The organism is Mesorhizobium sp. 113-1-2 (assembly GCF_016756475.1).
GTDB classification, from domain to species: Bacteria; Pseudomonadota; Alphaproteobacteria; order Rhizobiales; family Rhizobiaceae; genus Mesorhizobium; species Mesorhizobium loti_C.
Window position 1 is genome coordinate 4,874,198 of the sequence record NZ_AP023242.1, and the last position, 23,474, is coordinate 4,897,671.

Here is a 23,474-nt window from a genome sequence, read left to right on the forward strand (position 1 = left end):
GCAAACACCTGCGCGCCGATTCGTGGTTCACTCCAACAATACAGGGAGTGAGCCCAAAAGGGCCCGGATCAGGAGAAGACAATGCGCGTCGGTTGCCCCAAGGAAATCAAGAACCACGAATATCGCGTCGGCCTCACGCCAGGCTCGGTGCGCGAATATGTGGCGCACGGCCACGAAGTGCTGGTCGAGGCCGGAGCCGGCGCCGGCATCGGCGCCGATGACAACGCCTATCGCGCCGCCGGCGCCACCATCGCCAAGACCGCCGCCGATGTGTTCGCCAAGTCGGACATGATCGTCAAGGTCAAGGAGCCGCAGCCCAATGAGTGGGTGCAGCTGCGCGACGGCCAGATCCTGTACACCTATCTCCACCTGGCTCCGGATCCGGAGCAGACCAAGGGCCTGCTTGCATCCGGCGTGACCGCGATCGCCTACGAGACCGTCACCGACGATCGAGGCGGCCTGCCGCTACTCGCACCGATGTCGGAAGTCGCCGGCCGCCTGTCGATCCAGGCCGGCGCTACGGCGCTGCAGAAGGCCAATGGCGGCCGTGGCGTGCTGCTCGGCGGCGTGCCCGGCGTGCTGCCCGGCAAAGTCACCGTGCTCGGCGGCGGCGTCGTTGGCCTGCACGCGGCCCGCATGGCCGCCGGCCTTGGCGCCGACGTCACCATCATCGACCGTTCGATCCCGCGCCTGCGCCAGCTCGACGACCTTTTCGCCGGCCGTGTGCACACCCGCTACTCGACCGTCGAGGCGCTCGAGGAGGAATGCTTCTCGGCCGACATCGTCGTCGGCGCCGTGCTGATCCCGGGTGCCGCGGCACCCAAGCTCGTCACCCGCGAGATGCTGTCGGGCATGAAGAAGGGCTCGGTGCTGGTCGACGTCGCCATTGACCAGGGCGGCTGCTTCGAGACCTCGCATGCGACGACTCACGCCGAGCCCACCTACGAGGTCGACGGCGTCATCCACTATTGCGTCGCCAACATGCCAGGCGCCGTTCCGGTCACCTCGGCCCATGCCCTCAACAACGCGACGTTGCACTATGGCCTGCAACTCGCCGACAAGGGCCTCAAGGCGCTGGTCGACGATCATCATTTGCGCAACGGCCTCAATGTCCACAAGGGCAAGATCACGAATCGCGCGGTAGCCGAAGCGCTCGGCTACGAACTGGTCGAGCCGAAAGCTGTTCTGGCTGCATAAGCTGAACTACGAGAGTTTCCTCCTATCAGCCCGCCGGCCCGTGCCGGCGGGTTTTTTCTTGCCTGGTAAACGCAGGCAACAAAAAAGCGGAGCCAAAGCCCCGCTTCCTCGATATCGAGATTGCCGCCGGTTCATCCGCGGTCGGCCAATCGATCGACAGTCGCTTTCTATCGCATCTATGCGACGGGAGTACGACAGCTTTCCTGACCGCAATCCTTGTGGTTCAGGCCCGTTCAATCCGGCACTGATAGCAGTTGTTGCGCGCCGAGCGGACATGCACGTAGGCAATGTCGTCGCGTTCGAACAGCATCTCGGCCCGCGCAATGATTGCCTCGGTCGGGATGACACCGCCACTGCCGTAGACGATGCGGTCGTCCTTGCAATAGCCGCGCACGATGTAGTCCGGGCCTTCGAGAATCTCGGGAAGTTCTTCGGTCGCGGCCGCACGCTCGCACTGCTCGGCGTGCAGGAAGATCGGGCCGGTTTCGGCATAGGGCTGAAGCTCCGGAAAGGGGCGGTAAGCAAGGATGAGATAAGCATCGCCAGCAGCGATGTTCTTCAGGCAATGCCGGCAAGGCATGCCGTCACCGTCTGAAATCCTGCGTTCGGGCGTCTGGCCGTATGAATCGGGACCACCGCCCTGCAGTGCCCTGACATGGTCGGTGGGTAGCGCCTTGAACTGAATGGTCATCGTGAAATCTCCGGTGTTGTCGACCGGAAATTATCTACTCGAGCCGATGCTTCCCACCCGATTCCTGCCAAGAATCGAGGGACCGACCCGATGTTCGTGATCAGTTCCTCGCATAGATCAAAAGCACCAGTGATGGCGCCATGCCAACAATCTAAACCGGCTAACTAAAGTTGGCAGAGCTCCGGATCACCGGATGAAATCGTCAAAGCGCCGCAATGTGACCCTGCGGTTCTGCCAGTTTTCGTTCTGCGTCGGCACGAGCAGGAACTCCTCGCCGTAACCCACGGTTTCCAAGGCATAGCCGGGCACGCCAAATTCGCGCACCAGCGTGCGTTTCAGCGAAGCAGCGCGCTGTTCGGACAGTATCTGGTTCGACTGGAAGGAGCCTACGGCATCGGTGTGCCCTTCGATCAGCACGCGGGCACCGGGATCGCGGCGCAGGATGCGTTGCAGCGCGTCGGCGATGTTTTCGATCTTGTCGTATTGCGAATTGGAGATGGCGGCCGAGCCGAAGGCAAAATTGATCGACTGGATGTCGATCGAGCGCGCCATGCGGCGCAAATCGGGCCGGCGCTTGAATTCGCGGATGGTGACGCGCTCGTTCGGCCGCAGCTTCACCCGGGGCGCCGCCTCGAGCTTGCGCTCGATCGTCGCGGCCGAGGGCGTCGTCGCCTGGGCGGCGGCAAGGCTCGGCATGGCAATCGCGGCGATCAGCGCGGCGGCAAGGGTACGGCGTGTCAGCATGTCTTTTCTCCTTCGGCCTCTGCCGCATTGATGATGCGGGCAACATGCCAAAGGCAGGCTGAAGCAGCGATGAACGAACGGTTCAGGTTCCGGCTGATCTCGGATTCCGGCTGAAATCAGGGCCGCATGACGCTGGCCGAGCGCTCGGCGAAAGGCAGCGGATGCACGACCTCTTTCTTCTGCGCGACCGGCCTGAAACCGAGTTTCTGGTAGAGCGGCAGAGCCGCCGGATGGTCAAGCGTGCAGGTTTGCACCGTCACCCGTTTCGGCCCATGCGACCAAGCGGCTGAAATCGCCGAGCCCAGGAACCAGCGGCCAATGCCTTGCCCAGTGGCATGTTCCATCATGCCGAAATAGGCAAGCTCGACCTCATCAGGCAGATGCGGCTTGAGATCGAAGAAGCCGGCCGGCGCGCCGTCGAGATAAAGCACCCTGATGTCGCGGTCCTCACGGTGGATGCCAGCCGCAAGTTCGTCATCGTCCAGCCTGAGGACATTCACCCAGTGCCATTTGCGCCCGACCCGGTCCATCAAATAGCGATAGAAATGCAAGGGAATATCCTTGGTCTTCAGCAGCGCGACCTGGCGGTTGTAGGGCACTGGCGGCGAGACTGCGGGAGGAGCATGCATTTCAAGAAAAGTCACCGTGACTTCAATGTCCTGCAGCACACCGTTTTCCATCGCGTTCATTCCTTGCCGGTCTCAGCGGGGCCGGTCACGACAGGCGTGTCGGAGAGCCCGCCCCATTCCGTCCATGAGCCGTCATAAAGCCTGTTGTCAGTATGGCCAAGCGTCTCCAGCGCAAGCGTAATCACCGCGGCCGTAACACCGGAGCCGCAAGATGTGACGACGGGCTTCGACAGGTCAATACCGGCGTCCTCGATCACCTTGCGCAAACGGTCCTTCGACAACAGCATGCCGTTTTCCGACAGGGCGGAGTACGGCACGTTGCGTGCGCCCGGCATATGACCGGAGCGGATACCCGCGCGGGGCTCGGGCTCGGCACCGGTGAAACGGCCGGGTCCACGGGCATCGGCAATCTGGCTGGCGCTGGTCTCGACGATCCGGCGCATGTCGGCCAGGCTGGCGACGCGGCCGGCGTCGAAATCGGCATGGAACACGCTCGGCGCGATCTTCGTCGGCTCGGCCGTCGCCGGCCGGCCGGCCGCCTTCCAGCCGTCGAACCCGCCGTCCAGAATATAGGTCTGGAAAACACCCATGATCCGGAACATCCACCAGGCTCGGGGTGCCGAGAAAAAGCCGGGACCGTCATAGACGACAATGGTGTCGTCGGCGGACACGCCCATCGAACCAACATATTGCGCGAAATGCTGAGGCGAAGGCAGCGTGTGCGGCAAAGCAGCGTCGGGATCAGAAACCGCGTCCTGATCCAGGAAGCGGGCGCCTGGAATGTGGGCCGCTTCATATTCGGCGCGCGCGTCGCGCTTTTGCGCAGGCAGGTACCAGGATGCGTCGACAACGGTCAGGCCCGGCTGACCGAGGCGCGCCTGCAGCCAATCCGCGTCGACTGTGAAAGGGCTGTCCTCGGCCATTCTTGTTCTCCTGCTCATGTTCGGCAAAACTTTGTTTAGCTTGGCAATTTGGATGCGTTCGAGCACGCGACATTCGCTTTGGATACGCGACGCGACCGGCCGCTGCGGTCCGTTGATTCCGATTGTTTTCGTGTTTCGTGGCGAGTACGGATTGATCGTTATGATCTGGGGTGGGCGGGGTCAATAATCTCGGCATGAGCAATCTTCTGTTTTCCCGTATTCCCAGCAATCCGGTTTCGCTGGGACTCGTTTGCAACTTCATCGCGCATTATCCGCCTTTTGACGGCTACGAATTCGGCCTGATGGTGAAGACGCTGCGCTATCAGCTGGATCAGCAGACCCATATGATCGGCTCGATCGACGACGCCATCGTCGCTTACGTTGGCTGGATCCAGACCAGCCGCGAAATAGCCGAAGCCTGGGCGACGAATGGTGGGCCGCTCAACCCCTTCCCCGGCGGCGACGCCACCGCGGTGACGGTGCTGGCGGCGCGGTCTTCGTCCCACATTCTGCCGATGATCAAGGAAGCCAAGCGCATCAACCTGGACAAATCGGTATTCTGGAAGCGCGACTTCATCGACAACCGCGGCTCGGTCAAGCGTGCCGTCCGCAAGCGCAACGTCTGATGGATCCGGCCGGCTCCGCCGAGGCGCTGACGCAAGAAATCCTCATCCGGCTGGATGACCGCTATGCCGCGATGTTCGTGCGCATCTGGCGACCGGCCGGCACGCCGCGCGCAACGGTGTTCTGCCTGCACGGCTTCACCGGCAATGGTGCCGACTTCGATTTCCTCGCCACCTTCCTGTGCCGCAATGGCTTCCTGGTTATCTGCCCCGATTTGCTGGGGCGCGGGCGCAGTGCCTATCTGGGGTCGGGATACGACATCAATGTCTACTCCAAATGCCTGCGCGCGCTCGGCGAGTTCGCCGGCACGGAGAACCATTTCATCGGCACTTCGTGGGGCGGCTCGATCTTGCTGCTGTTTCTACAGATGACCCGCTCCAAGGCCGCTAGAATCATTCTCAACGACGTCCCCATGCTCGGCGGACCGAAGGTTGACGCGATGAGACACGAAGTCCTCAGGGAAAGTACGCTTGCGTTCGACACCCGCACGGCGGCCAGGGACTATCTAAGCGCCACCAGAGCGGCCATGGGCCCGGTCGAGGACTCGGTGTTCAACCGCTATGTCGAGAACCGGATCGCCGCCGGTCCCGATGGCTTCCGGCTCGCCTACGACCCGGCCACGACGGGAAATTTCGGCGCCCTCGCCGGCCGCGAATACGATCTCTTCCCAATCGCCGCCAAGATCGACGCCCGCATCCTGCTGCTATACGGTCGCGATAGCCAAGTCATCGACCGGCGGGCCATCGAGCGTACGCGGCTGGCACGGCCTGATCTGTGGCTTGTGGACAACATCGATGCGGGCGATCCGCCATCGCTGATGACACTGGACCAGGCTCTGCTCATCCTGGGATTTCTGTCTGCCGCCTGAAAAACTGGCGTGTCGTGGTGGGGTTGGTTTCGGAAATGCATTTCGACGATTTGTACAGCGAATATGTCACCGCGACCCATGATCGCCAGAGCTCCACCGAAAACCCTGCCAAAATCCTCATCTGCACGACACCGCGAACGGCGGGGCATTCCTATTGTCAGGTCTTGCGGCAGTTCGGCCTGGGAATGCCGACGGAGTATTTTCAGTGGCAGTACGCCTTGCCGCTGATGAGACGGTGGTCGGCCGACGACACCATGGACCTTGAAAAACTCAATCAGCAGGCGCCGGCCTATGGTCGCCATCTTCTGGCGAAAAGGACGGAGAACGGCGTATTCGCCGCCAAGATCTTCTTTGAAAACCTGCCATTCGCGCGCAGTTCAATCGGCGATGACAACGGCAACTCGTTCTATGTCTTCCTCTCCAGGAGAAACAAGGTCGATCAGACCATAAGCCTGCTCTCGATGCTGCATACGGGCCAGCCGTTCGACAGTCAGGAGACACTGCCTGGAATTCCCACAGTAACAACTTTGACCGAGAGGGTTGTCAGGGATACCGCCCAGTATATTCTCGATAGCGAGATCAGGTGGACAAACTACCTGAACGCCCTTGATCGGCGCAGGGTGGCGGAGGTCTGCTATGAGGACTTTATCGCAAACCAGCAGGAAAGCGCTTCCGCCACGATGGGCAACTGGTTCCCAGACTTCGAATTGAAATCAAAAACCATATCGACAAGCATGCGCTATGCGCATGATGTCGAGCTCAAGACCATGATCAAACGTCAGTTTGGGGACTACGTCAGGCGGTTCTGGCAGGACCACGCCTAACGCTGGCGCCTCATCGCCTCGAAACACTGACCGAAGACCCCTGCGCCGGGCGCAAGGCCAACGCATAGTCGAACCGGATCACATCGTCGGCCCGGCTGAAAGCGAACTGCCGCACAATGGCGAGGACCGCCTCCCTGACTTCCAGCCGGCCGAGGCGCGCGCCACCACACATGCGCGGTCCGGTAAGGAAGGGAATAAAGGCCCGTCGATCAAAGCTGTTCTCGAGGAATTCCCTGCGGCTGGCGTCGAAGACACGCGGGTTTGACCAGAAGGCTGGATTCTGGTGCACGCCGACGATCGATACCATGATCAGTTGCCCGGCATAGAGTTTCTGGCCGTCGAGAACCGTATCGGCGCCGACTTCCCGGGTCAGGAACGGTATCGGCGGGAAATAGCGCATCGTCTCGTTGATCATGCAATCGGTGTACGGCGTTTGTGCCTCGCCCGAGAGAACCTCCGCATGGATACGCTCCTGCACCTGCAGGTTGGCACCCAGCCGATCGATCACCCAAAGCGCGGTGGTCACCGTCGTCTCGACGCCAGCGAAGAAATTCATGACGAACTCCTCCACCGGTGAGAAGTCCTCCAGGTCGGAGGCCAGATCCCTGAAGCGGTCCATCTCAGCGGCCGCCCGGGAGTCCGCCATCAGCAGCGATGTGAAATCGGCAACAACCGCGCGGGCTTCCTGGATGACATTCGTGCGCTCGACGCTCGTCGGCGATACCCAGGAATAATATTGGAGGCGCCTCAGCACGTCGCGGACCCTGTCGAGCAGCAAGAGCGTCGCTGCCATATCGGGAACAAGGCCGAAAGCCCGGTAAAATATCGTCATCGACGCCGCGAACAGAGCTTGCTGGATGGAGGGCAGCGTTGCGTCACTCCCGGCAAGACCGGCGGCGTAGAGCTCTGCCATCGGGTGCTGCTGCGCCGGCCTGGCTGCCGCCAGGTAGGTATCCTGGGTGATGGCGCGCCGAACCGACCAATCCTCGCCATTGGTGTTGAAGCGGCTGAAACCGAGAGCCGAGATCAGGGAGAAATTCTTGCGGAAGAGCTCCGGCGCCTTGACGATGGTGTCAACGGCTTCCGGGTTGTCGAAAACAATCAGGTTGCCGAGACTGCCAGCCCTTCCATTCGTTTCCATCTGCCCGCTTTGGGCAAAAAGTGCATAGACGAGGTTGTTGAGAACGCTTTCGATCTGCGCCTGATTGTCCATCAATGCTCCCCCCGGCAGTCCCGAACGCCACAGGCGTCGCGCTAACATTCGCCTACAAAACCCGCGGCTATCTTATTTGATTCTCGGGGAGAAAAAGCCATCTGTGGCAAACGCGTAACACTGCCGAGCAAATTATTATAACAGCTATCTCGCGGGGTACCGCTGCGGTAATGTGCGAGTGGGCTAATAACTATTGATTTGTTTCCAGGCGGGGAAAAATGCGAAATCACGTTTCAAGCAAGCTTCTTGCTACTGTTGCAGCGTCGGCTGCTTCGGTGACATCTGTTGGTGTGGTTGCGGCCCATGCCGCCGATGCGCAGGCAATTGATCCAGCAGTGGTCGATTCCCGCATCAAGATTGCCTTCGAAGGCGCGGTCTATCAGTCCAACGTCGACAAGCTTGGTGACACCACGGACAAACTAGGCAGCAACAACGGCTTTGGCGATCTCTATGGATCGGTCGCGCTGACCAAAGCGATTTCTCCGGATGTCGACTGGCGCCTCGCCGGGTCCTTTCATGCAGGGCAGGATAATGACACCAGTTTTGACATACCGATAACGGGCAGCGACCCCGGCAACGTCAATCTTTCGTTTGGAAACAGCTACAATTTTCAGACGTTGGACTTCGATATCGGCAAGCACGTCCAGGCACAAAGCGCCGACATCCGCTTCTTCGGCGGCTTGCGGCTGCTGCACTCCAAGGAGGAAATCAGCCTGCACGAAGGCATTACCCGGGATAATCCGGCGGACAAGTCCGGCAGCGCCGACAAGCTCGGCTCGTCCGAATTTTACGGCATCGGTCCTCGCCTCGGCGCAGAAGTCTATTATCCCTTGGGCGAGACATGGGGTCTGACTGGCGCGGTTTCCGGTTCGGCCATGTGGGGCCGGCGCACGAACAAGATCAGCCTGAGCGCGACGCAGCACGATCCGGGCGCTATCCCGCCTGATCCGATCGATCAAACCATCAATGCAAGCGAAAGCCAGCATTCCAGCGAAGTGGTGACCAATGTCGACCTTTCCGGTGGCGTGACTTTCAAGCCATGGGACAACACCACGTTCACTGCTGGCTATCGGGTCGAGCAGTGGCACAATCTTCTCCAGCTCTCCGATAAGAGCACCCAGACGTTCAACGGGCCGTTCCTGCGCCTCGAAGTCAAGATGTAACCTAGCGGTTCGGGCTGCCGAGCTCGGACCGCGGCGTCGAATGGATTGCAATTGACTGAACTGGAAGTGGCGTTTGAATCGAAGTTTGCCGTAAACGGCAACGTCAAACTGCACTACACGGCGGCGGGCTCTGGCCCGCCGATTGTGTTTCTGCACGGCTTTCCGGATCACGGCATGGGTTGGCGCCGGCAGTTGGAAGCACTTTGCGGCCGCTACCGCGTGATTGCGCCCGACCTGCGGGGCTATGGGCAAAGCGATGCGCCGCAGGGCTACGGCAACTATGTGCTGGCAAACCTGGTCAACGACGTGCTGGCCGTTCTGGCCGCGGAAAAGCTGACCCAGGCCGCCATTGTCGGCCACGACTGGGGTGGCATCGTTGCATGGTGGCTGGCCATACGCGCGCCGCAGGTCGTGCGCCATCTCGTCCTGCTGTCGACGCCGCATCCGCGCAATCATCTCAACGCCATTGCCGATCCGGCCAATGCCGAGATGATCGCCTACATACGCAGCTTCCAGGTACCCGGCGCAGCCCAGATGCTGAACATCGACGACCTTGCTACCTGGGTCGCCGATCCGCAGGATAGGCAGGCGCTGACGGACTCGCTGCGGCGATCCAGTCCGGAAGCAATGCTTGGCTATTACAGAGCCAACATTCCGCTCGGCAAGGTGCCAAGTCTGGGGCAATTGCCACTCGTCAAGGCACCGACCCTGGTCCTGTTTGGCACCGACGATCCCTATGTTCCCGTCAGCGCTTTCGATGGCACGTACCGCGAGGTCGACAATGTGACCGCGCTGATAGCTCTGCCCGGCGCCGGTCATTTCATCCACCATCAGGCGGCGAAGTTCGTCACCGAGCAGATCGAAGCCTGGGTGGAGAGATCGCCTTCCAGTTTCCGACACCTTGCGTAAAGTGTCTCACGACCGCCTGAAGAATTGTAGCAGGCCGACCACCGTCTGACCTCAGGCCGCCGGCATCGGGCCGAAGCGGATGCGGAAGCGCCGGTTTTCGCGGCCCTTCTTCTCGATCTTGCCGATGTGGATTTCACCGATTTCGCCAGTGCTTTTGACATGCGTGCCGCCACAGGGCTGGCTGTCCACCGAAGCGTTGTCGCCGATGCAGACAAGGCGGATCTTGCCGGTGCCGACCGGCGGCCGGACGTTCTTCGACTTCACCAGGCCGGGATTCGCGGCGAGTTCCTCATCGCTGATCAGCCTGGTGAAAATCGGATGATCGGCGCGCACCAGATCCATCAGGCGCGCGGTCACCTCTTCCCTGGTGAAACTGGCGTCCGGAATGTCGAAATCGACACGGCTGTCGTCTTCGGAAACCGCCGCACCCGTGATCGGAAATGGGCAAACGACTGTAAGCAGGTGGCAGGCCGTGTGCATGCGCATCAGGAGATGCCGGCGCTCCCAGTCGATCGCGAGTTTGATCTTCTCGCCTACCGCCAGTGCCGCCTGCTCCGGCGCCGGCACATGGATGATCTCGTCCTTGGTCTCACCCGTGATGGTGGCCGCAATTGTGATGCGGCTGCCATCGGCGCGTTCGAGATAGCCGGTATCGCCTGGCTGGCCGCCCGAGGTTGCGTAGAAGATCGTCCGATCGAAAATGATGCCGCCGCGATCATTGACGGCAACGACCGTCGCGTCCGCCGTGCTGAGATAGGCATCGTCGCGAAACAGCGCTTCCGTCTTGTGCGCCATCACGCAACCTTTTCGAACGGCACCGAAATCTTGCTCTGCAGTTCCATCCAGCCTGGCACCGGGAGATTCTTCTCGCGCAGGAATTCCGGGTTGAACAGCTTCGACTGGTAGCGCGTGCCGTAGTCGCAAAGAATGGTCACGATGGTGTGGCCAGGACCCAATTCCCTGGCCAGACGGATGGCGCCGGCAATGTTGATGCCGGTCGAGCCGCCGACGCACAGGCCTTCTTCCTGGATCAGGTCGAAGACGATCGGCAGCGCGTCCTCGTCCTTGATCTGGAAGGAGAAGTCCGGTCTGAACCCTTCGAGATTGGCGGTGATGCGCCCCTGCCCGATGCCTTCGGTGATCGAACTGCCCTCGGATTTCAACTCGCCACTGGTGTAGAAACTGTAGAGCGCGGCGCCCAGCGGATCAGCGAGCGCAATCTTCACATCCTTACTCCTGGCTTTCAGCCCGAAAGCAACGCCGGCCAGCGTGCCGCCGGAACCGACCGACGAGACGAAACCGTCGACCTTGCCGCCGGTCTGAGCCCAGATTTCCTCGGCCGTGGTGCGGATATGTCCATCTCGGTTGGCGACATTGTCGAACTGGTTGGCCCAGATGGCACCATTCGGCTCGCTCCTGGCCATCTGTTCGGCCAGCCGTCCCGACAGTTTCACGTAGTTGTTGGGGTTCTTGTAGGGCACCGCCGGCACCTCGATCAGTTCGGCACCGAGCAGCCGGATGGTGTCCTTCTTTTCCTGGCTCTGCGTATCGGGAATGACGATGACCGTGCGATAGCCGAGCGCCTTGGCGACCAGCGTCAGCCCGATGCCGGTGTTGCCGGCCGTCCCCTCGACGATGACACCGCCCGGCTTCAACAGGCCGCGCTGTTCGGCGTCCCGGATGATGAACAGGCCGGCACGATCCTTGACCGACTGCCCCGGATTCATGAATTCGGCCTTGCCCAGGATCTCGCAGCCGGTTTCTTCGGAAGCTTTGTTGAGGCGGATCAGAGGCGTGTTGCCGATCGCGTCGATCACAGAACGGGGCATTCGGGATTCCTTGTGTGCGTGCGCCGAAACCCTAGAAACCCGAAGCTTCGGTTTCAAGGCAAGAATTCGTCTGGTCCAGTCGCATTTCAGGCACTGCGATCTAGACCGGGCTCGATATCGCACAGTTCATTTGTGTCTGCGGTCGAAAAGCACTCTTTTCATTCGATTTCCTGACCGCTAGAGCAAGGCACCAACAAACTCGGCAGGGCGCAGCATGACACTCTATCGGGCCGATCCGAAACACGGCGTCGCCTGGGTCACGGGCGGCTCGAGCGGCATTGGCCGCTCGCTGGCCAGGGATCTGGCATCCCAGGGCTATGCGGTGGCGGTAACGGCACTGGACGACGATCCGATCGACACGCTCATCGTCGAGACCGCGCAGATGCCGGGCAGCGTCAAGGCTTTTCCCTGCGATGTCACCGACGAACCGCGCATGGCAAGAACGGTCGCCGCGATCGAGAAGGAGCTCGGCCCGATCGTGCTCGCGGTCTTCAATGCGGGGAACTACATTTCGACACCGGGGGAGGCTCTCGTCGTCAGCGACTTTCGCAAGTCCTTCGAGGTCAACTATTTCGGCATCATCAACGGGCTGGTGCCGGTTGTGGAGCATATGCGCGTGCGATCGCGCGGCCATGTCGTGCTCGTCGGATCGGTCACCGCCTATTTCGGCTGGCCGACCACGGCCGCCTATGGCGGCACCAAGGCGGCGATCAACATCTTGGCCGAGTCGCTGAAATATGACTTCGACAAGATGAACATCCGCGTCCAGGTGATAAACCCCGGTTTTGTCGACACGCCGCTGACCGAAAAGAACATGCTGCCGATGCCGGGCCTGATGCCGGTCAGCCGGGCGACGCGCCGCATGGTGAAGGCAATTAAGTCCGGTGGCTTCGAAGTCACCTTTCCATACCGCACGAGCTGGCCGCTGAAGTTTCTCGCTTTGTTGCCCAGGCCGATCACCCGGTGGGTGATCATCTTGACGACCAGCTGGAAGGCAAGGCCGCTGCATTACGAGCGCAAGCCGCCCAACATATAGGATGCCCACAGGATTGGTGGTGTGGTTGCCCGGACGGCCGTTGCCTGGTCATGGCCACCACCATAGGTTTGTTGTTGTTGCGTGGAGTCTGCAATGGGGCGACGGATCGTGCTTGCTGTGCTGGGCCTGATCGCCGTTCTTGCTCTGGCTTTCGTCTTCGGCCCACGCGTTCCCGTAGACGCCACGATCCGCTTCGATCCTTCCGTCATCGGTGACGATCCGCAGGCCTATGTGGCAAAGGTGGAAGCCGCCGTGCCCGGTATCCGCGACGGGCTGGAGAAGGAGATCGTCTGGGCCAACCCGATGGTGCATGCCAAGACGCCGCTGTCGATCGTCTATATCCACGGCTTCTCGGCTTCGAAGGGCGAGGTCCGCCCCCTGCCCGACGACGTGGCCGACCAGCTCGACGCCAACCTCTTCTACACCCGCCTCACCGGTCACGGGCAGGACGGCGCGGCAATGGCGCAAGGCAGCATCAATGCCTGGATCAACGACTATGAGGAAGCGCTCGCCATCGGCCGGGCGATCGGCGACAAGGTGATCGTCATCTCGACCTCGACCGGCGGCTCGCTGGCGGCATGGGCGGCAACACAGCCCGGTGCATCGGATGGGGTGGCGGCGATTGCGTTCATCTCGCCCAATTTCGGCGTCAAGGCATCCGGCGCCGAGCTCCTGACCATGCCGTGGGGCAAGCAGATTGCCGAACTGGTGATCGGCAAGGAGCGCAGTTTCGTGGCGCGCAACGCGCTGCACGAGAAATTCTGGACCACCAAATATCCGGTTGCCGCGACGCTGCCGATGCAGGCGCTGACGGAACTTGCCTATGGCGCGCCGGTGGAGAAGGCTGATATCCCGGCTTTGTTCATCTTCTCGGATATGGACAACGTGGTGCGGCCGGACCGCACGCGTGAGATCGCCGGGCGCTGGGGTGGCGCGCATGAGCTGGTCCCGATCGAAAGCACTGGCGATCCCGACAATCACGTCATCGCAGGCGACGCGCTGTCGCCGTCGACCACGGCCTTCCTGGCGCAACGGATTGCCGTCTGGGTCGAGGCGGTCGCGAAGTAAGGTTCGGAGACAAAAAGGGCGGCTGAAGCATCGCTTCAACCGCCCTTTCTCTATCGGTCAGGCAACCAGCCAGGCGCCAAGGCTTGGCCAATCGTCACGACGCTTCGTTTAGGCAGCGCGCGCCGCCGGACGCTTGCCGCCGAAGCGGCGTTTGTTGTTGCCCTTGAAAGGCTTGGCGCCTTCCGGCTTGCGCTCACCGGCGAAGGCCGGCTTGTCGCCGAAGCGCTTCTTGCCAAAGCCGTTGCCCTTGTTCTCGCCGCCCGGCCGCCTGCCGTCGCGGCGGCCATTGCGGTCGTTGCGATCATTGGCGGGCTCGAAGCGCTCGTTCTTTTCAGCCGGATTGCGCTGCGGATCGGGGCTGCCGAGATGGTCGGCAACGATCGGCAGCTTGGTGCGGATGATGCGCTCGACCTGGCGCAGCTTGCTGTTTTCCGAAGGATCGCAAAGCGTGATCGCGATGCCGTCCATGCCGTTGCGGCCGGTGCGGCCGATGCGGTGGACATAGCTTTCGGCCTCGTCCGGCAGGTCGAAATTCACGACATGGCTGATGCCGGGCACGTCGATGCCGCGCGCCGCGATGTCGGTCGCGACGAGAATGCGCACCGATCCCTCACGGAAATCGTTGAGCGCCTTCTGACGGGCGTTCTGCGACTTGTTGCCATGGATGACGGCGGCCTTGAAACCATCGCGTTCGAGGTCCTTGGTCACCCGGTCGGCGCCATGCTTGGTGCGCGAAAAGATGATGACGGACTTCATCGCCTCATCGGCGAGCATGGTCGACAGAACCTGACGCTTCTGCTTGGTGCGGGCGAAGACGACACCCTGCACGATCTCGGCCGCCGCGGTGCTTTGCGGCGAGACTTCGATGCGGACGGGGTTCTTCAAGAGACCCTTGGCCAGTTCGGCGATCTCGTCCGGCATGGTGGCCGAGAACAGCGCCGTCTGGCGGTCGGGCGCGGTCGCCTTGGCGATGCGCTTGACGTCGTTGATGAAGCCCATGTCGAGCATACGGTCGCCCTCGTCCAGAACCAGCCATTTGGTGTCGGAGAGGATGAGGTCGCCCTCGCGCACCAGGTCGGTCAAACGGCCGGGCGTTGCAATCAGGATGTCGACGCCAGGAGCAACCTTCTTCACCTGGCTGAAGCGCGAGACGCCGCCCAGCACCAGTGCGGTGGAGACATGCTGGCCTTTTGCGAGGATCTTGATGGTGTCTTCGATCTGCACGGCAAGTTCGCGCGTCGGCGCCAGGATGAGCGCACGGGCCGTCTTGGCACGGCGCTTGGTGCCGAGCGCGATGATCTTCGACAGGATCGGCAGCGCAAAGGCCGCGGTCTTGCCGGAGCCCGTCTGCGCGATGCCGAAAATGTCACGGCCTTCCAGCTGCGGCGGGATGGCCTGCATCTGGATCGGCTTCGGCTCGGTGAAGCCGGCATTGTGGGTGGCCTTGAGCAGCGCACCCGTAATTCCCAGCGCTGCGAAACCGGTGAGTTCCGCGGTGTCGTTGCCGGGCAATGTGTTTTCGTTGGTCAAAATAATCTTCTTTCACGCGGCTCTATGGCCGCAAACATCAATGGCGGCAGGGCGCAACCTGCCGTCGAAAAATTTGATATGGAACGACAAGGCGGGCGGACGGTATCGTCCACTCGGCTGCGCTGTCGTGCCCGCAGGCATCATGCCACGGGGCTTTTTCGCCGCCTTACCGATTTGCCGGAAAGAGGGAAAACAGACGCAACCAGTCTCATTTGTCGAGAAGGCCGGAATCTCCCGGCCCAAGCGCCTATGGGCTGCATATGGCTGAGTTCGCCTCGGAATGCAAGGGGTGTCATGTTGCAGTGCAGCAAAAACCGGTCAAAAGCCAACGCTTGCGCTCCCTGGCGGGCATCATTACCACAAAGCAGCTTCCACTGGGGACCGAGCGATGAAGGACGTGCTGAAGGAACTCGAGCGCCGGCGTGAGATCGCCCGCATGGGTGGCGGGCAGGCGCGCATCGATGCCCAGCACAAGAAGGGCAAACTCACGGCGCGAGAGCGCATCGAGGTGTTTCTCGACGAGGGTTCGTTCGAGGAATTCGACATGTATGTCGAGCATCGCTCGACCGATTTCGGCATGGAGAAGACGAAGATCGCCGGCGACGGTGTCGTCACCGGCTGGGGCACGGTCAACGGTCGCCCGGTCTACCTTTTCGCCAAGGATTTCACTGTGTTCGGCGGGTCGCTGTCGGAAGCCCATGCCGAAAAGGTCATCAAGGTGCAGGAGATGGCGCTGCGCAACCGCGCGCCGATCATCGGGCTCTATGATGCCGGTGGCGCGCGCATCCAGGAGGGCGTGGCCGCCCTTGGCGGCTATGCCGAGATCTTCCAGCGCAATGTGCTGGCCTCCGGCGTCATTCCGCAGATTTCGGTGATCATGGGCCCGTGCGCCGGCGGCGACGTCTATTCGCCCGCCATGACCGACTTCATCTTCATGGTGCGCGACACCTCCTACATGTTCGTCACCGGCCCGGATGTGGTGAAGACTGTCACCAACGAGACGGTGACCGCAGAAAGCCTCGGTGGCGCCTCGGTGCACACGACGAAATCCTCGATCGCCGACGGCGCCTATGACAATGACGTCGAGGCGCTTTTGCAGATGCGCCGGCTGGTCGATCTGCTGCCTGCGTCGAACACATCTGACATTCCCGAGATCGAATGCTACCAGTCGGTCACCGACCATGATTTGTCGCTCGACCGGCTGATCCCCGACAACGCCAACAAGCCCTACGACATCAAGGAGCTGATCCTGAAGGTCGCCGATGAAGGTGACTTCTTCGAAATCCAGCAGAGCTTCGCCAAGAACATCGTCACCGGCTTCGGACGCGTCGAAGGCCGCACGGTCGGCTTCGTCGCCAACCAGCCGATGGTGCTGGCCGGCGTGCTCGATTCCGATGCCAGCCGCAAGGCGGCGCGCTTCGTGCGTTTTTGCGATTGTTTCTCGATCCCGATCGTCACCTTCGTCGATGTGCCGGGCTTCCTGCCCGGCACCGCGCAGGAATATGGCGGGCTGATCAAGCATGGCGCCAAGCTGCTTTTCGCCTATGCCGAAGCGACCGTGCCGAAGATCACCGTCATCACCCGCAAAGCCTATGGCGGCGCCTATGACGTGATGGCGTCGAAACATCTGCGCGGCGACATGAATTATGCCTGGCCGACGGCGCAGATCGCGGTCATGGGCGCCAGAGGCGCGGTCGAGATCATCTACCGCAAGGACATTGGTGACGCCGAAAAGATCGCAGCCCATACAAAGACCTACGAGGATCGCTTCCTGTCGCCCTTCGTCGCCGCCGAACGCGGTTATGTCGATGAGGTGATCATGCCGCACTCGACCCGCCGCCGTATTGCGCGCGCGCTCAGAATGCTGCGCAACAAGGATATGCAGAACCCCTGGAAGAAGCACGACAACATTCCGCTGTAGTGTTTTACTGTCCAAGAGACGCGAAGCCTGATGCCAAGAGGCGTTGCCCATTGGCTTGACTACCCCGAGGGTTACCGCCTCTAACTGGATGCAAGCAATTTAACGGGAAGACGCGCCATGGTTCCCGACTGGAGGCAATACCAGGAAGAGGCCGCCGAGTTCTTCCGATCACTTGGGTTGAGGGCAGCCACGGACGTCAGGCTTCAAGGTGTAAGAACACCACACGATATTGACGTGTTTGTAACGATCGACATAGGAGGATTTGAGATAAAGTGGCTTGTCGAGTGCAAGCACTGGAGCACTCCTGTCACAAAGCTGCACGTCATGGGCTTGAGACAGATCGTTGCAGAATGCGGCGCTGACCGAGGGATCATCCTTTGCGAAAAAGGATTCCAGAGCGGGGCAGTTGAGGCTGCGAACTTAACAAATGTGCAGGTAACATCACTCGCTTCTCTGGCGGAGTCCTCGAAAGAGGCGATCAATGCGGTGCGTCTTCGTAACTTATTTGATCGAACGGAAATCGCTCGTACAAGATATTGGGATATTCCCAAGGACGTTCGTATTGCAAACGGGCTTCGGTTCGATGTCGGCGGTGGCGGGGACATGTATTCGGGCGCGCGCATCGTAGAGTTCTCATCAGAAATTCTGGCGAAAGCTCTTCGTGGAAGCTATCCTATCCTGAACGACTCTCTACTGCGATATGTTCGGCCCAACCTTCCCGAACTCTTGGAGGGCCCTCAGCAAGTTGTTGAGGTGTTGGACCCGCTCCTGACGGAACTCGAGGCTAAACTGGATGCGGTGGGTGGCCCGAAGCTGGAGGAGATGGCTGGTGGGATTGACCAAAAGTAATCTTACGAGTTCACAGCTCGAAGCTCTCAAAGTGATGGAGAGAGGTGGAATGGCCCTGAGTGTTGACGCCAAGGATCTGGAGCACCTCATCAACCTGGGCGTTGCTAAGCAAATGCTAGGTGGACCTGTCATTACCGCAGTTGGCCGCCAGCTTCTCCGGTCGGATCGATGATGCACAAGAAAGCAGATGCGAAGGAAGCAATCGAGCGTCTGGCGCTCGAGTGGATGCGCGAAACCGGCTACCAGAAGAAGGCCGGGCACTATCCCAATTTTGGCACCTTCAAGACCTGGCTAGAGGGAAAGCATTTTTCACACTACCTGAACTTCCGATCGAATGTCGGGACGGACACCGAAGCCTCAGGCTGGTTTGAAACCGAGATCAACGAATATTGGCGTATGATAAACAGCGGTCCTGGCTGAGGCGCGAAAATGCTGGAACGTGTTGTGGATGTCGAATTATTCCACGTTGCGCGCACGGCTCTGACCTACAACGAGCGTCCGGCTATGACCGTAGGATCAATCATTGAAGCCGGGCCTGCTCACAATTCATTCTTCGGTTCCTTCGAACGGCCAGTGGCTTTTAGCGTTCCAATCAACGGAAAGCAGCAAATGGTGCCAGCCGTCGAGTTGCTGTTTCGAATCCAAAAGGGAGAATTTGCTACAGCGGCCCTACCAAAGATGGCTTGGGATACCGCCAATCATTTCAAGAACCTAAGCCGTGAACTGTTGATGGAAATTGTGCGTATGAAGGAAGCTGCTGACGCACCTTCAAGGATGAAGTCCCTCTGGACAACCGACACACTGGGCCAAGCTTTGGAGTGGTCTAAGATCTTGGGCGGACCCGCTACGATCTTCAGCCTTCGGGCAACAGGCAAGGTATTCCGAACGGATGCTGCTCTTCTGATGAAGGACAGTGAACCTTATTCCGTGAGCCTACATCGGGCTTCCGAGTACTGGGCCGGCAAGGCCCGTGATCAGAAAGAGCCCGAAATCCTCTTCGAGGGAATAGCTATCGTTGACGCTATCGAGGTGCAGGTTCCATGAATTTACTGAAACGACTAAGCCAAATACCGAGTTGAAGTGCTACCCACCCAAGTCCACGTGACCGTTGGAGCGACGGTAGATTGTGGCCGAACAATCGGTGGGTTGGCAAAGGCCCTGTTCAGAGAACCTCAGGACACTTGGGTATCAAGTGCCGCGCAGGACAATCGAACCCCTACTCCGCCTCGGCCGCGCCGAACCCCGCGTCCCTGGGCACGCTGGTCGCGCTCGCCCAGGGTGTTGCGTGGTTGTCGATACGCATCTGGAAGATGAAATAGGTCGGCGAGCAGAAGCCGATGCCTTTCACTTTAGCAGCACCCGGCGTGTCCGGCGGCAGCGACTGGCACATATAGTCCTCGCGGCAGAAATGATCGGCCGAGCAGGCCGGCCGGTTGCCGCGATTGACCGCGCCGCCGAGGCACTGGTCGAAATTGTTGGTCGCCACGCAAGTGTCGAATTTCTTGCCGCCGACCAGCCCGCAGATTTCATTCGGCATCGGCTTGCCCTTCTTGAAGGCGGCAAAGCTGCGGTCCTTGTCGTCACAGGCGCGGCAAGCGATGCCGGCCGGCACGCCGATCTTCGGTGGCCGGCAGGTGTAGGCGGTCCGCGAAATCCCCGGCGCGAAGGCTGCGAACTGGCCTGATATCGTGTAGCGGTCATTAAAGGGCTGCGACTGGTTGCTGGCAATCGACCCGGTCAGGCAGGGATGGCCGGAGAACATTTTTGGGCCGTCCTTGGGCAACAGACATTGCGCCAGAGTGGTGCGCACGCCTGACGCGGTTGCCAGCGGCGTGCAGACCGTGCCGCCGCCGCATGCCCAAGTCGCGCCGAAACGCTTAGCGTCCTCCGGCATCAGGCACGGCATCGCCATTTCCGCCGGCGCGTAGTCGACGTCGCCGGTATCGGTCCAGGTGGCTGGCGGTGCGAAGGACAGCGGCCGGTAGCGGTTCGGCTCCTTGCCTTGTTGCGTTGCGCGCAGCCAGGCCTGGCGCCGGGGAATCTCGGCATGGAGATGCGGCGAGATGCCGACCTCGATGCGGTTGAGTGGCGACGTCGTTTTGTCGTCGAGGCCGATGAAGTGGAAGCCGGCCGTGGAACCCGCCTGATGGCAGCCCTGACAAGCGCCATTGTCCAGCCGCTCGACCAGCGCCTCCGGCGTGCGCACCAGCTTCATCGAGGAATAATCGAGCGATCCGAGTTCCTTGGGTTGGAATATTTGCGTAAACGGATGGTTGGCCTGCCGTGCACTGCCGAAGGTCGACCACGAGATGATCTTTTTTGCCAGGAATGCGTCGGGGAGTTCGTAGACGCCGAGATCGACCGACGCGACATTGGCATTGACATAGTCGGCGAGCTTTTTCTTCAACGCCGCGTCTATCGAAAGTCGCCCAATGTCCGGCGTGTTCTCGAGCGGCTTCTCGCTGACGGTAGCGCCATCGATGCCGAATATCCGCATGAGATAGGCGGCCTGCCCGCCGAACTCGGTCTCCTGGCCCGAGGGAAAGCGCACAATTTGTGCATTGAGTTCGAGCTGCTTGAAGGTCAACTCGGCCGGTTCCAGCGGCCCGCCGCTCAGCCAGCCGGCGTCGACGTGCTCATTGAGTTGCGGCGTCCAGCGTCCTGCAACACCGACACAACCACCATCGGCATCGGGTGCCGCACTGTAGACCGCGTTGAAGTTGAACGGCAGCCGCGAGGCCAGGAGCTTGTCGTCCTTCTTGAAACTATAGGCCAGGCGATAGATGAAACGCACCTCGCCGCAGCTCTTGTCGCCTTCCAAGGCAGCGAAATCGCGCCGGTCGAGCCGATTGACGACGCCGACCAGACGGAAGCGCGCTGCCTCGGTCTTCAGCCAGCGCATATCCATGATGCGGCCGACATTGCCGTCGGTCACCTCATAGAGCGTGCGCCCGCCGGCCTTCATCTCGGCCCGCAGCGTGGCGATGTCTGATGCCACCGTATCGACGATCGCATGATAGGCCGGCACCTTGTCATAGAGCGCCTTCAGGTCGCCGGCGCCATCGGCGCCGAAAATGCCGGCGAAGCCAAAACCCTTGGCATCGAGGGCGGCGAGGACTGCCGGATCGTCGACGATGGTCACCGGCTGCTCGGCGCGCACGCCATGCGATGCGAACAGCGCGATGACGGTCGCAATGGCGAGCGCGAAACGCTTCATTCGACGAGCACCTTGCAACGTGCTTCGACCAGTTCGCGCAGCACCGACACCAGCGCCAGCGGCAGATCCTCGGCGATCAGCCCAGGACCGAACCGGCTGCCGGTCTCGGCATGGATCCACACCGCCGCACACGCTGCTTCGAACGCCGGCATGGCTTGCGCCAGCAGCCCGGCGGTGATGCCTGACAGCACGTCTCCTGATCCGGCAGTGGCAAGCCAGGCCGCGCCATTGGTATTGATCGCCGCCCTGCCGTCGGGAGCGGCGATCACCGTGTCGGCGCCCTTGTAGACGATAACTGTATTGGCACGTGCGGCCGCCGCGCGCGCCTTGTCCAGCTTGGACGGAGTATCGTCAGCAGCGATGTCGGGAAACAGCCTGGCGAACTCACCCTCATGCGGCGTCATCACCAGGGCCGGCGCATGCGGCCCGCGCGCTGCTTCGAACAAGATTTCCGGCGCCTCGCGAAACGCGGTGATCGCGTCGGCGTCGAATACGAGGCCATCGACCTGTGCGGAAGCACCCTGCGGTTGGCCGGAGGCGAGGAGCGCAAGTCCAAAGGTCCGCGTTCTCTCCCCGACGCCAAAGCCGGGGCCAAGAACGAAGGCCGAAGGCCGGCGCTCGCCGACAAACTCCCTGATGTCTGACACGTCATCCGTCTTGCGCAGCATGATCGAGGTCAGATGGGCGGCATTGACCTGCATGGCGTTGCCGGGCGACAGCACGGTCACCGCCCCTGCCCCGCTTCGGGCCGCGGCAAGCGCCGACAGCCGCGCCGCACCGGTGGCGCTCGGCCCGCCGGAAAAGACGCCGACATGGCCGCGCTTGTATTTGTGCGCGTCGACTGCCGGAATCGGAAAATCGCGCAGCCAATGCGCCGGCCTGTTCTCGAACGCCCTGGGCTGGAGCTGTGCAATGATGTCGTCGCCGATGCCGATATCGGCCAGCACGATCTCGCCGCATCGCTCCCGGCCCGGCAGCAGCAGATGGCCGGGCTTCTTGCGCGCAAAGGTCACTGTGGTGATAGCGGTAAATGCCACGCCCAATACTTTGCCGCTGTCGCCGGAAACGCCCGAGGGCAGATCAACCGCGACAACTGGCAAACGCCTATCGGTGGCGATGCCGACCGCCCTGGCGGCATCGCCGGACAGTGGCTTGGACAGCCCGGCCCCGTAAAGCGCATCGACCACGATCGAGCCGGGCTCGGCTACAAAGCCGGACAGCGGCCGGGGCGCGATCGGGCACTCCGCCGCGGCGAGTGCCGCGTCGCTTTGCGGCCTCGGCGCACCGGACGTCCAGACCGTGGTGGCGACGCCGCTGCCAGCCAGGATGCGGGCGACGACATAGCCGTCGCCGCCATTGTTGCCGGGACCACACAGCACGTGGACATGTGTCGCTGAGGGATAATGCCTGAGAATCTCGGCCGCGACCGCTTCGCCGGCGCGGCGCATCAGGCCGATACCATCGACCGGGCCGGCGGCAATCGCCAGCCGGTCTGCCTCGCCCATTTCGGCGGAGGTAAGAAGTTCATCGCTCATGGATTGCCCATCCGCATTCGATCAAGCATTGTCCAGTTTTCGGGCCGAAGCAAACAAGAGGAGTTCATCATCAGCTGGGGCCATGTCGCCAGGAGGGTATCAACGCGCGAAGATGCACATTCAATGGGCGATCTGCCCAATTATTATGCGGACGCAAGTGCTGGCACTGTGTAGGCTTCGGCAGCTCATGCCGCATCCGATGCATCGAATGACGTGAATTTGCATCTCGGCGCGACGTGACTTGGAAATCGTATGAAACCGCTTCGAATCCAGCTATCTGGCACAGTTCGTGCTTGATGGAGGCGCAAGCGGGGGCTCACAACCCGTTTTTTTGGCAGTGGAGGCCACTTTTTACATGAAAAAGATCGAAGCGATCATCAAGCCATTCAAGCTGGACGAAGTGAAGGAAGCGCTTCAGGAGGCCGGACTGCAAGGCATCACCGTGACCGAGGCCAAGGGCTTCGGCCGCCAGAAGGGCCATACCGAACTCTACCGTGGCGCCGAATATGTCGTCGATTTCCTGCCCAAGGTGAAGATCGAAGTTGTCCTCGGCGACGATGCGGTCGAAGGCGCGATCGAGGCCATCCGCAAGGCGGCCCAGACCGGCCGTATCGGCGACGGCAAGATCTTCGTCTCCAATATCGAGGAAGTCGTGCGCATCCGCACCGGCGAAACCGGAATGGACGCCGTCTGACGCGACCATC

General features: G+C 61.2%; 23 protein-coding genes. 13 read left to right on the forward strand and 10 right to left on the reverse strand.

Annotated elements, in window-relative coordinates; translation table 11 throughout:
- Positions 1–81 precede the first annotated feature (81 nt).
- Positions 82–1,197: an alanine dehydrogenase gene (ald, locus tag JN279_RS23575; RefSeq protein ID WP_010909316.1), complete on the forward strand. Its 1,116-nt coding sequence runs from the start codon at positions 82–84 to the stop codon at positions 1,195–1,197.
- Positions 1,198–1,420: 223 nt separating this feature from the next.
- Here the strand turns inward: ald and JN279_RS23580 are convergent, their stop codons facing one another.
- The 4 genes from JN279_RS23580 to sseA all read right to left on the reverse strand — a co-directional run bounded on the left by JN279_RS23580 (position 1,421) and on the right by sseA (position 4,184).
- On the reverse strand, positions 1,421–1,888 hold the full coding sequence (locus tag JN279_RS23580; RefSeq protein ID WP_096445760.1) for a DUF1203 domain-containing protein: 468 nt from the start codon (positions 1,886–1,888) through the stop codon (positions 1,421–1,423).
- Between the two features lie 186 nt (positions 1,889–2,074).
- Complete coding sequence (locus JN279_RS23585) at positions 2,075–2,632, reverse strand: OmpA family protein (protein ID WP_202350409.1); 558 nt, start codon at positions 2,630–2,632, stop codon at positions 2,075–2,077.
- A gap of 116 nt (positions 2,633–2,748) precedes the next feature.
- The gene (locus tag JN279_RS23590) at positions 2,749–3,312 is read right to left on the reverse strand and encodes a GNAT family N-acetyltransferase (RefSeq protein ID WP_202350410.1); all 564 of its coding nucleotides are present in this window, start codon (positions 3,310–3,312) and stop codon (positions 2,749–2,751) included.
- A gap of 5 nt (positions 3,313–3,317) precedes the next feature.
- Entirely contained in the window at positions 3,318–4,184 is an 867-nt protein-coding gene (sseA, locus tag JN279_RS23595) for a 3-mercaptopyruvate sulfurtransferase (RefSeq protein WP_202350411.1), read from the reverse strand.
- A 194-nt stretch (positions 4,185–4,378) separates the two neighbouring features.
- Between sseA and JN279_RS23600 the strand changes: the two genes are divergently transcribed.
- The 3 genes from JN279_RS23600 to JN279_RS23610 are packed head-to-tail and all read left to right on the forward strand — an operon-like array spanning position 4,379 to position 6,500.
- Positions 4,379–4,810: a hypothetical protein gene (locus JN279_RS23600; protein WP_202350412.1), complete on the forward strand. Its 432-nt coding sequence runs from the start codon at positions 4,379–4,381 to the stop codon at positions 4,808–4,810.
- Positions 4,810–5,676: an alpha/beta hydrolase gene (locus JN279_RS23605; RefSeq protein ID WP_202350413.1), complete on the forward strand. Its 867-nt coding sequence runs from the start codon at positions 4,810–4,812 to the stop codon at positions 5,674–5,676. The genes JN279_RS23600 and JN279_RS23605 overlap by 1 nt, the downstream gene beginning before the upstream one ends.
- Before the next feature lie 35 nt (positions 5,677–5,711).
- Positions 5,712–6,500, forward strand: coding sequence for a Stf0 family sulfotransferase (locus JN279_RS23610; RefSeq protein ID WP_202350414.1), 789 nt, complete (start codon positions 5,712–5,714; stop codon positions 6,498–6,500).
- Positions 6,501–6,510: 10 nt separating this feature from the next.
- Here the strand turns inward: JN279_RS23610 and JN279_RS23615 are convergent, their stop codons facing one another.
- Complete coding sequence (locus JN279_RS23615; RefSeq protein ID WP_202350415.1) at positions 6,511–7,713, reverse strand: cytochrome P450; 1,203 nt, start codon at positions 7,711–7,713, stop codon at positions 6,511–6,513.
- Between the two features lie 218 nt (positions 7,714–7,931).
- Between JN279_RS23615 and JN279_RS23620 the strand changes: the two genes are divergently transcribed.
- Together JN279_RS23620 and JN279_RS23625 are read left to right on the forward strand one after the other, a co-directional pair.
- Positions 7,932–8,876 carry an Lpg1974 family pore-forming outer membrane protein gene (locus JN279_RS23620; protein ID WP_202350416.1) on the forward strand — a complete coding sequence of 315 codons (945 nt, stop codon included), beginning with the start codon at positions 7,932–7,934 and terminating at the stop codon, positions 8,874–8,876.
- 51 nt (positions 8,877–8,927) lie between these two features.
- Positions 8,928–9,785 carry an alpha/beta fold hydrolase gene (locus tag JN279_RS23625; protein ID WP_202350417.1) on the forward strand — a complete coding sequence of 286 codons (858 nt, stop codon included), beginning with the start codon at positions 8,928–8,930 and terminating at the stop codon, positions 9,783–9,785.
- A gap of 51 nt (positions 9,786–9,836) precedes the next feature.
- Here the strand turns inward: JN279_RS23625 and JN279_RS23630 are convergent, their stop codons facing one another.
- Together JN279_RS23630 and JN279_RS23635 are read right to left on the reverse strand one after the other, a co-directional pair.
- A complete protein-coding gene (locus JN279_RS23630; RefSeq protein WP_202350418.1) occupies positions 9,837–10,580 on the reverse strand; it encodes an alanyl-tRNA editing protein in 744 nt (247 codons plus the stop codon).
- A complete protein-coding gene (locus JN279_RS23635; protein WP_096445731.1) occupies positions 10,580–11,614 on the reverse strand; it encodes a cysteine synthase A in 1,035 nt (344 codons plus the stop codon). The genes JN279_RS23630 and JN279_RS23635 overlap by 1 nt, the downstream gene beginning before the upstream one ends.
- A gap of 214 nt (positions 11,615–11,828) precedes the next feature.
- On the opposite strand from JN279_RS23635, the gene JN279_RS23640 reads away from it, so the two are divergent.
- Positions 11,829–12,650: an SDR family oxidoreductase gene (locus tag JN279_RS23640; RefSeq protein WP_096445728.1), complete on the forward strand. Its 822-nt coding sequence runs from the start codon at positions 11,829–11,831 to the stop codon at positions 12,648–12,650.
- 93 nt (positions 12,651–12,743) lie between these two features.
- Positions 12,744–13,718, forward strand: coding sequence for an alpha/beta hydrolase (locus JN279_RS23645; protein ID WP_202350419.1), 975 nt, complete (start codon positions 12,744–12,746; stop codon positions 13,716–13,718).
- A gap of 108 nt (positions 13,719–13,826) precedes the next feature.
- On the opposite strand, the gene JN279_RS23650 is transcribed toward JN279_RS23645, so the two are convergent.
- Complete coding sequence (locus tag JN279_RS23650; RefSeq protein WP_096445722.1) at positions 13,827–15,248, reverse strand: DEAD/DEAH box helicase; 1,422 nt, start codon at positions 15,246–15,248, stop codon at positions 13,827–13,829.
- Between the two features lie 388 nt (positions 15,249–15,636).
- Here JN279_RS23650 and JN279_RS23655 point away from each other — a divergent pair, with 388 nt between their 5' ends.
- The 4 genes from JN279_RS23655 (at position 15,637) to JN279_RS23670 (ending at position 19,062) form a co-directional block, all read left to right on the forward strand.
- A complete protein-coding gene (locus JN279_RS23655) occupies positions 15,637–17,169 on the forward strand; it encodes an acyl-CoA carboxylase subunit beta (RefSeq protein WP_032930196.1) in 1,533 nt (510 codons plus the stop codon).
- 117 nt (positions 17,170–17,286) lie between these two features.
- The gene (locus JN279_RS23660) at positions 17,287–18,018 is read left to right on the forward strand and encodes a restriction endonuclease (RefSeq protein WP_096445719.1); all 732 of its coding nucleotides are present in this window, start codon (positions 17,287–17,289) and stop codon (positions 18,016–18,018) included.
- A 171-nt stretch (positions 18,019–18,189) separates the two neighbouring features.
- Positions 18,190–18,438 carry a hypothetical protein gene (locus JN279_RS23665; RefSeq protein ID WP_202350420.1) on the forward strand — a complete coding sequence of 83 codons (249 nt, stop codon included), beginning with the start codon at positions 18,190–18,192 and terminating at the stop codon, positions 18,436–18,438.
- A gap of 9 nt (positions 18,439–18,447) precedes the next feature.
- A complete protein-coding gene (locus tag JN279_RS23670; protein WP_096445714.1) occupies positions 18,448–19,062 on the forward strand; it encodes a DUF2441 domain-containing protein in 615 nt (204 codons plus the stop codon).
- Between the two features lie 172 nt (positions 19,063–19,234).
- Here JN279_RS23670 and JN279_RS23675 read toward each other — a convergent pair whose 3' ends face one another.
- Both JN279_RS23675 and JN279_RS23680 read right to left on the reverse strand, forming a co-directional pair.
- Positions 19,235–21,235: a hypothetical protein gene (locus JN279_RS23675; protein WP_202350421.1), complete on the reverse strand. Its 2,001-nt coding sequence runs from the start codon at positions 21,233–21,235 to the stop codon at positions 19,235–19,237.
- Positions 21,232–22,770: an NAD(P)H-hydrate dehydratase gene (locus JN279_RS23680; RefSeq protein ID WP_096445708.1), complete on the reverse strand. Its 1,539-nt coding sequence runs from the start codon at positions 22,768–22,770 to the stop codon at positions 21,232–21,234. The genes JN279_RS23675 and JN279_RS23680 overlap by 4 nt, the downstream gene beginning before the upstream one ends.
- Positions 22,771–23,125: 355 nt before the next feature.
- On the opposite strand from JN279_RS23680, the gene JN279_RS23685 reads away from it, so the two are divergent.
- Positions 23,126–23,464, forward strand: a complete 339-nt coding sequence (locus tag JN279_RS23685; protein ID WP_006205430.1) for a P-II family nitrogen regulator — start codon at positions 23,126–23,128, stop codon at positions 23,462–23,464.
- Positions 23,465–23,474 lie beyond the last annotated feature (10 nt).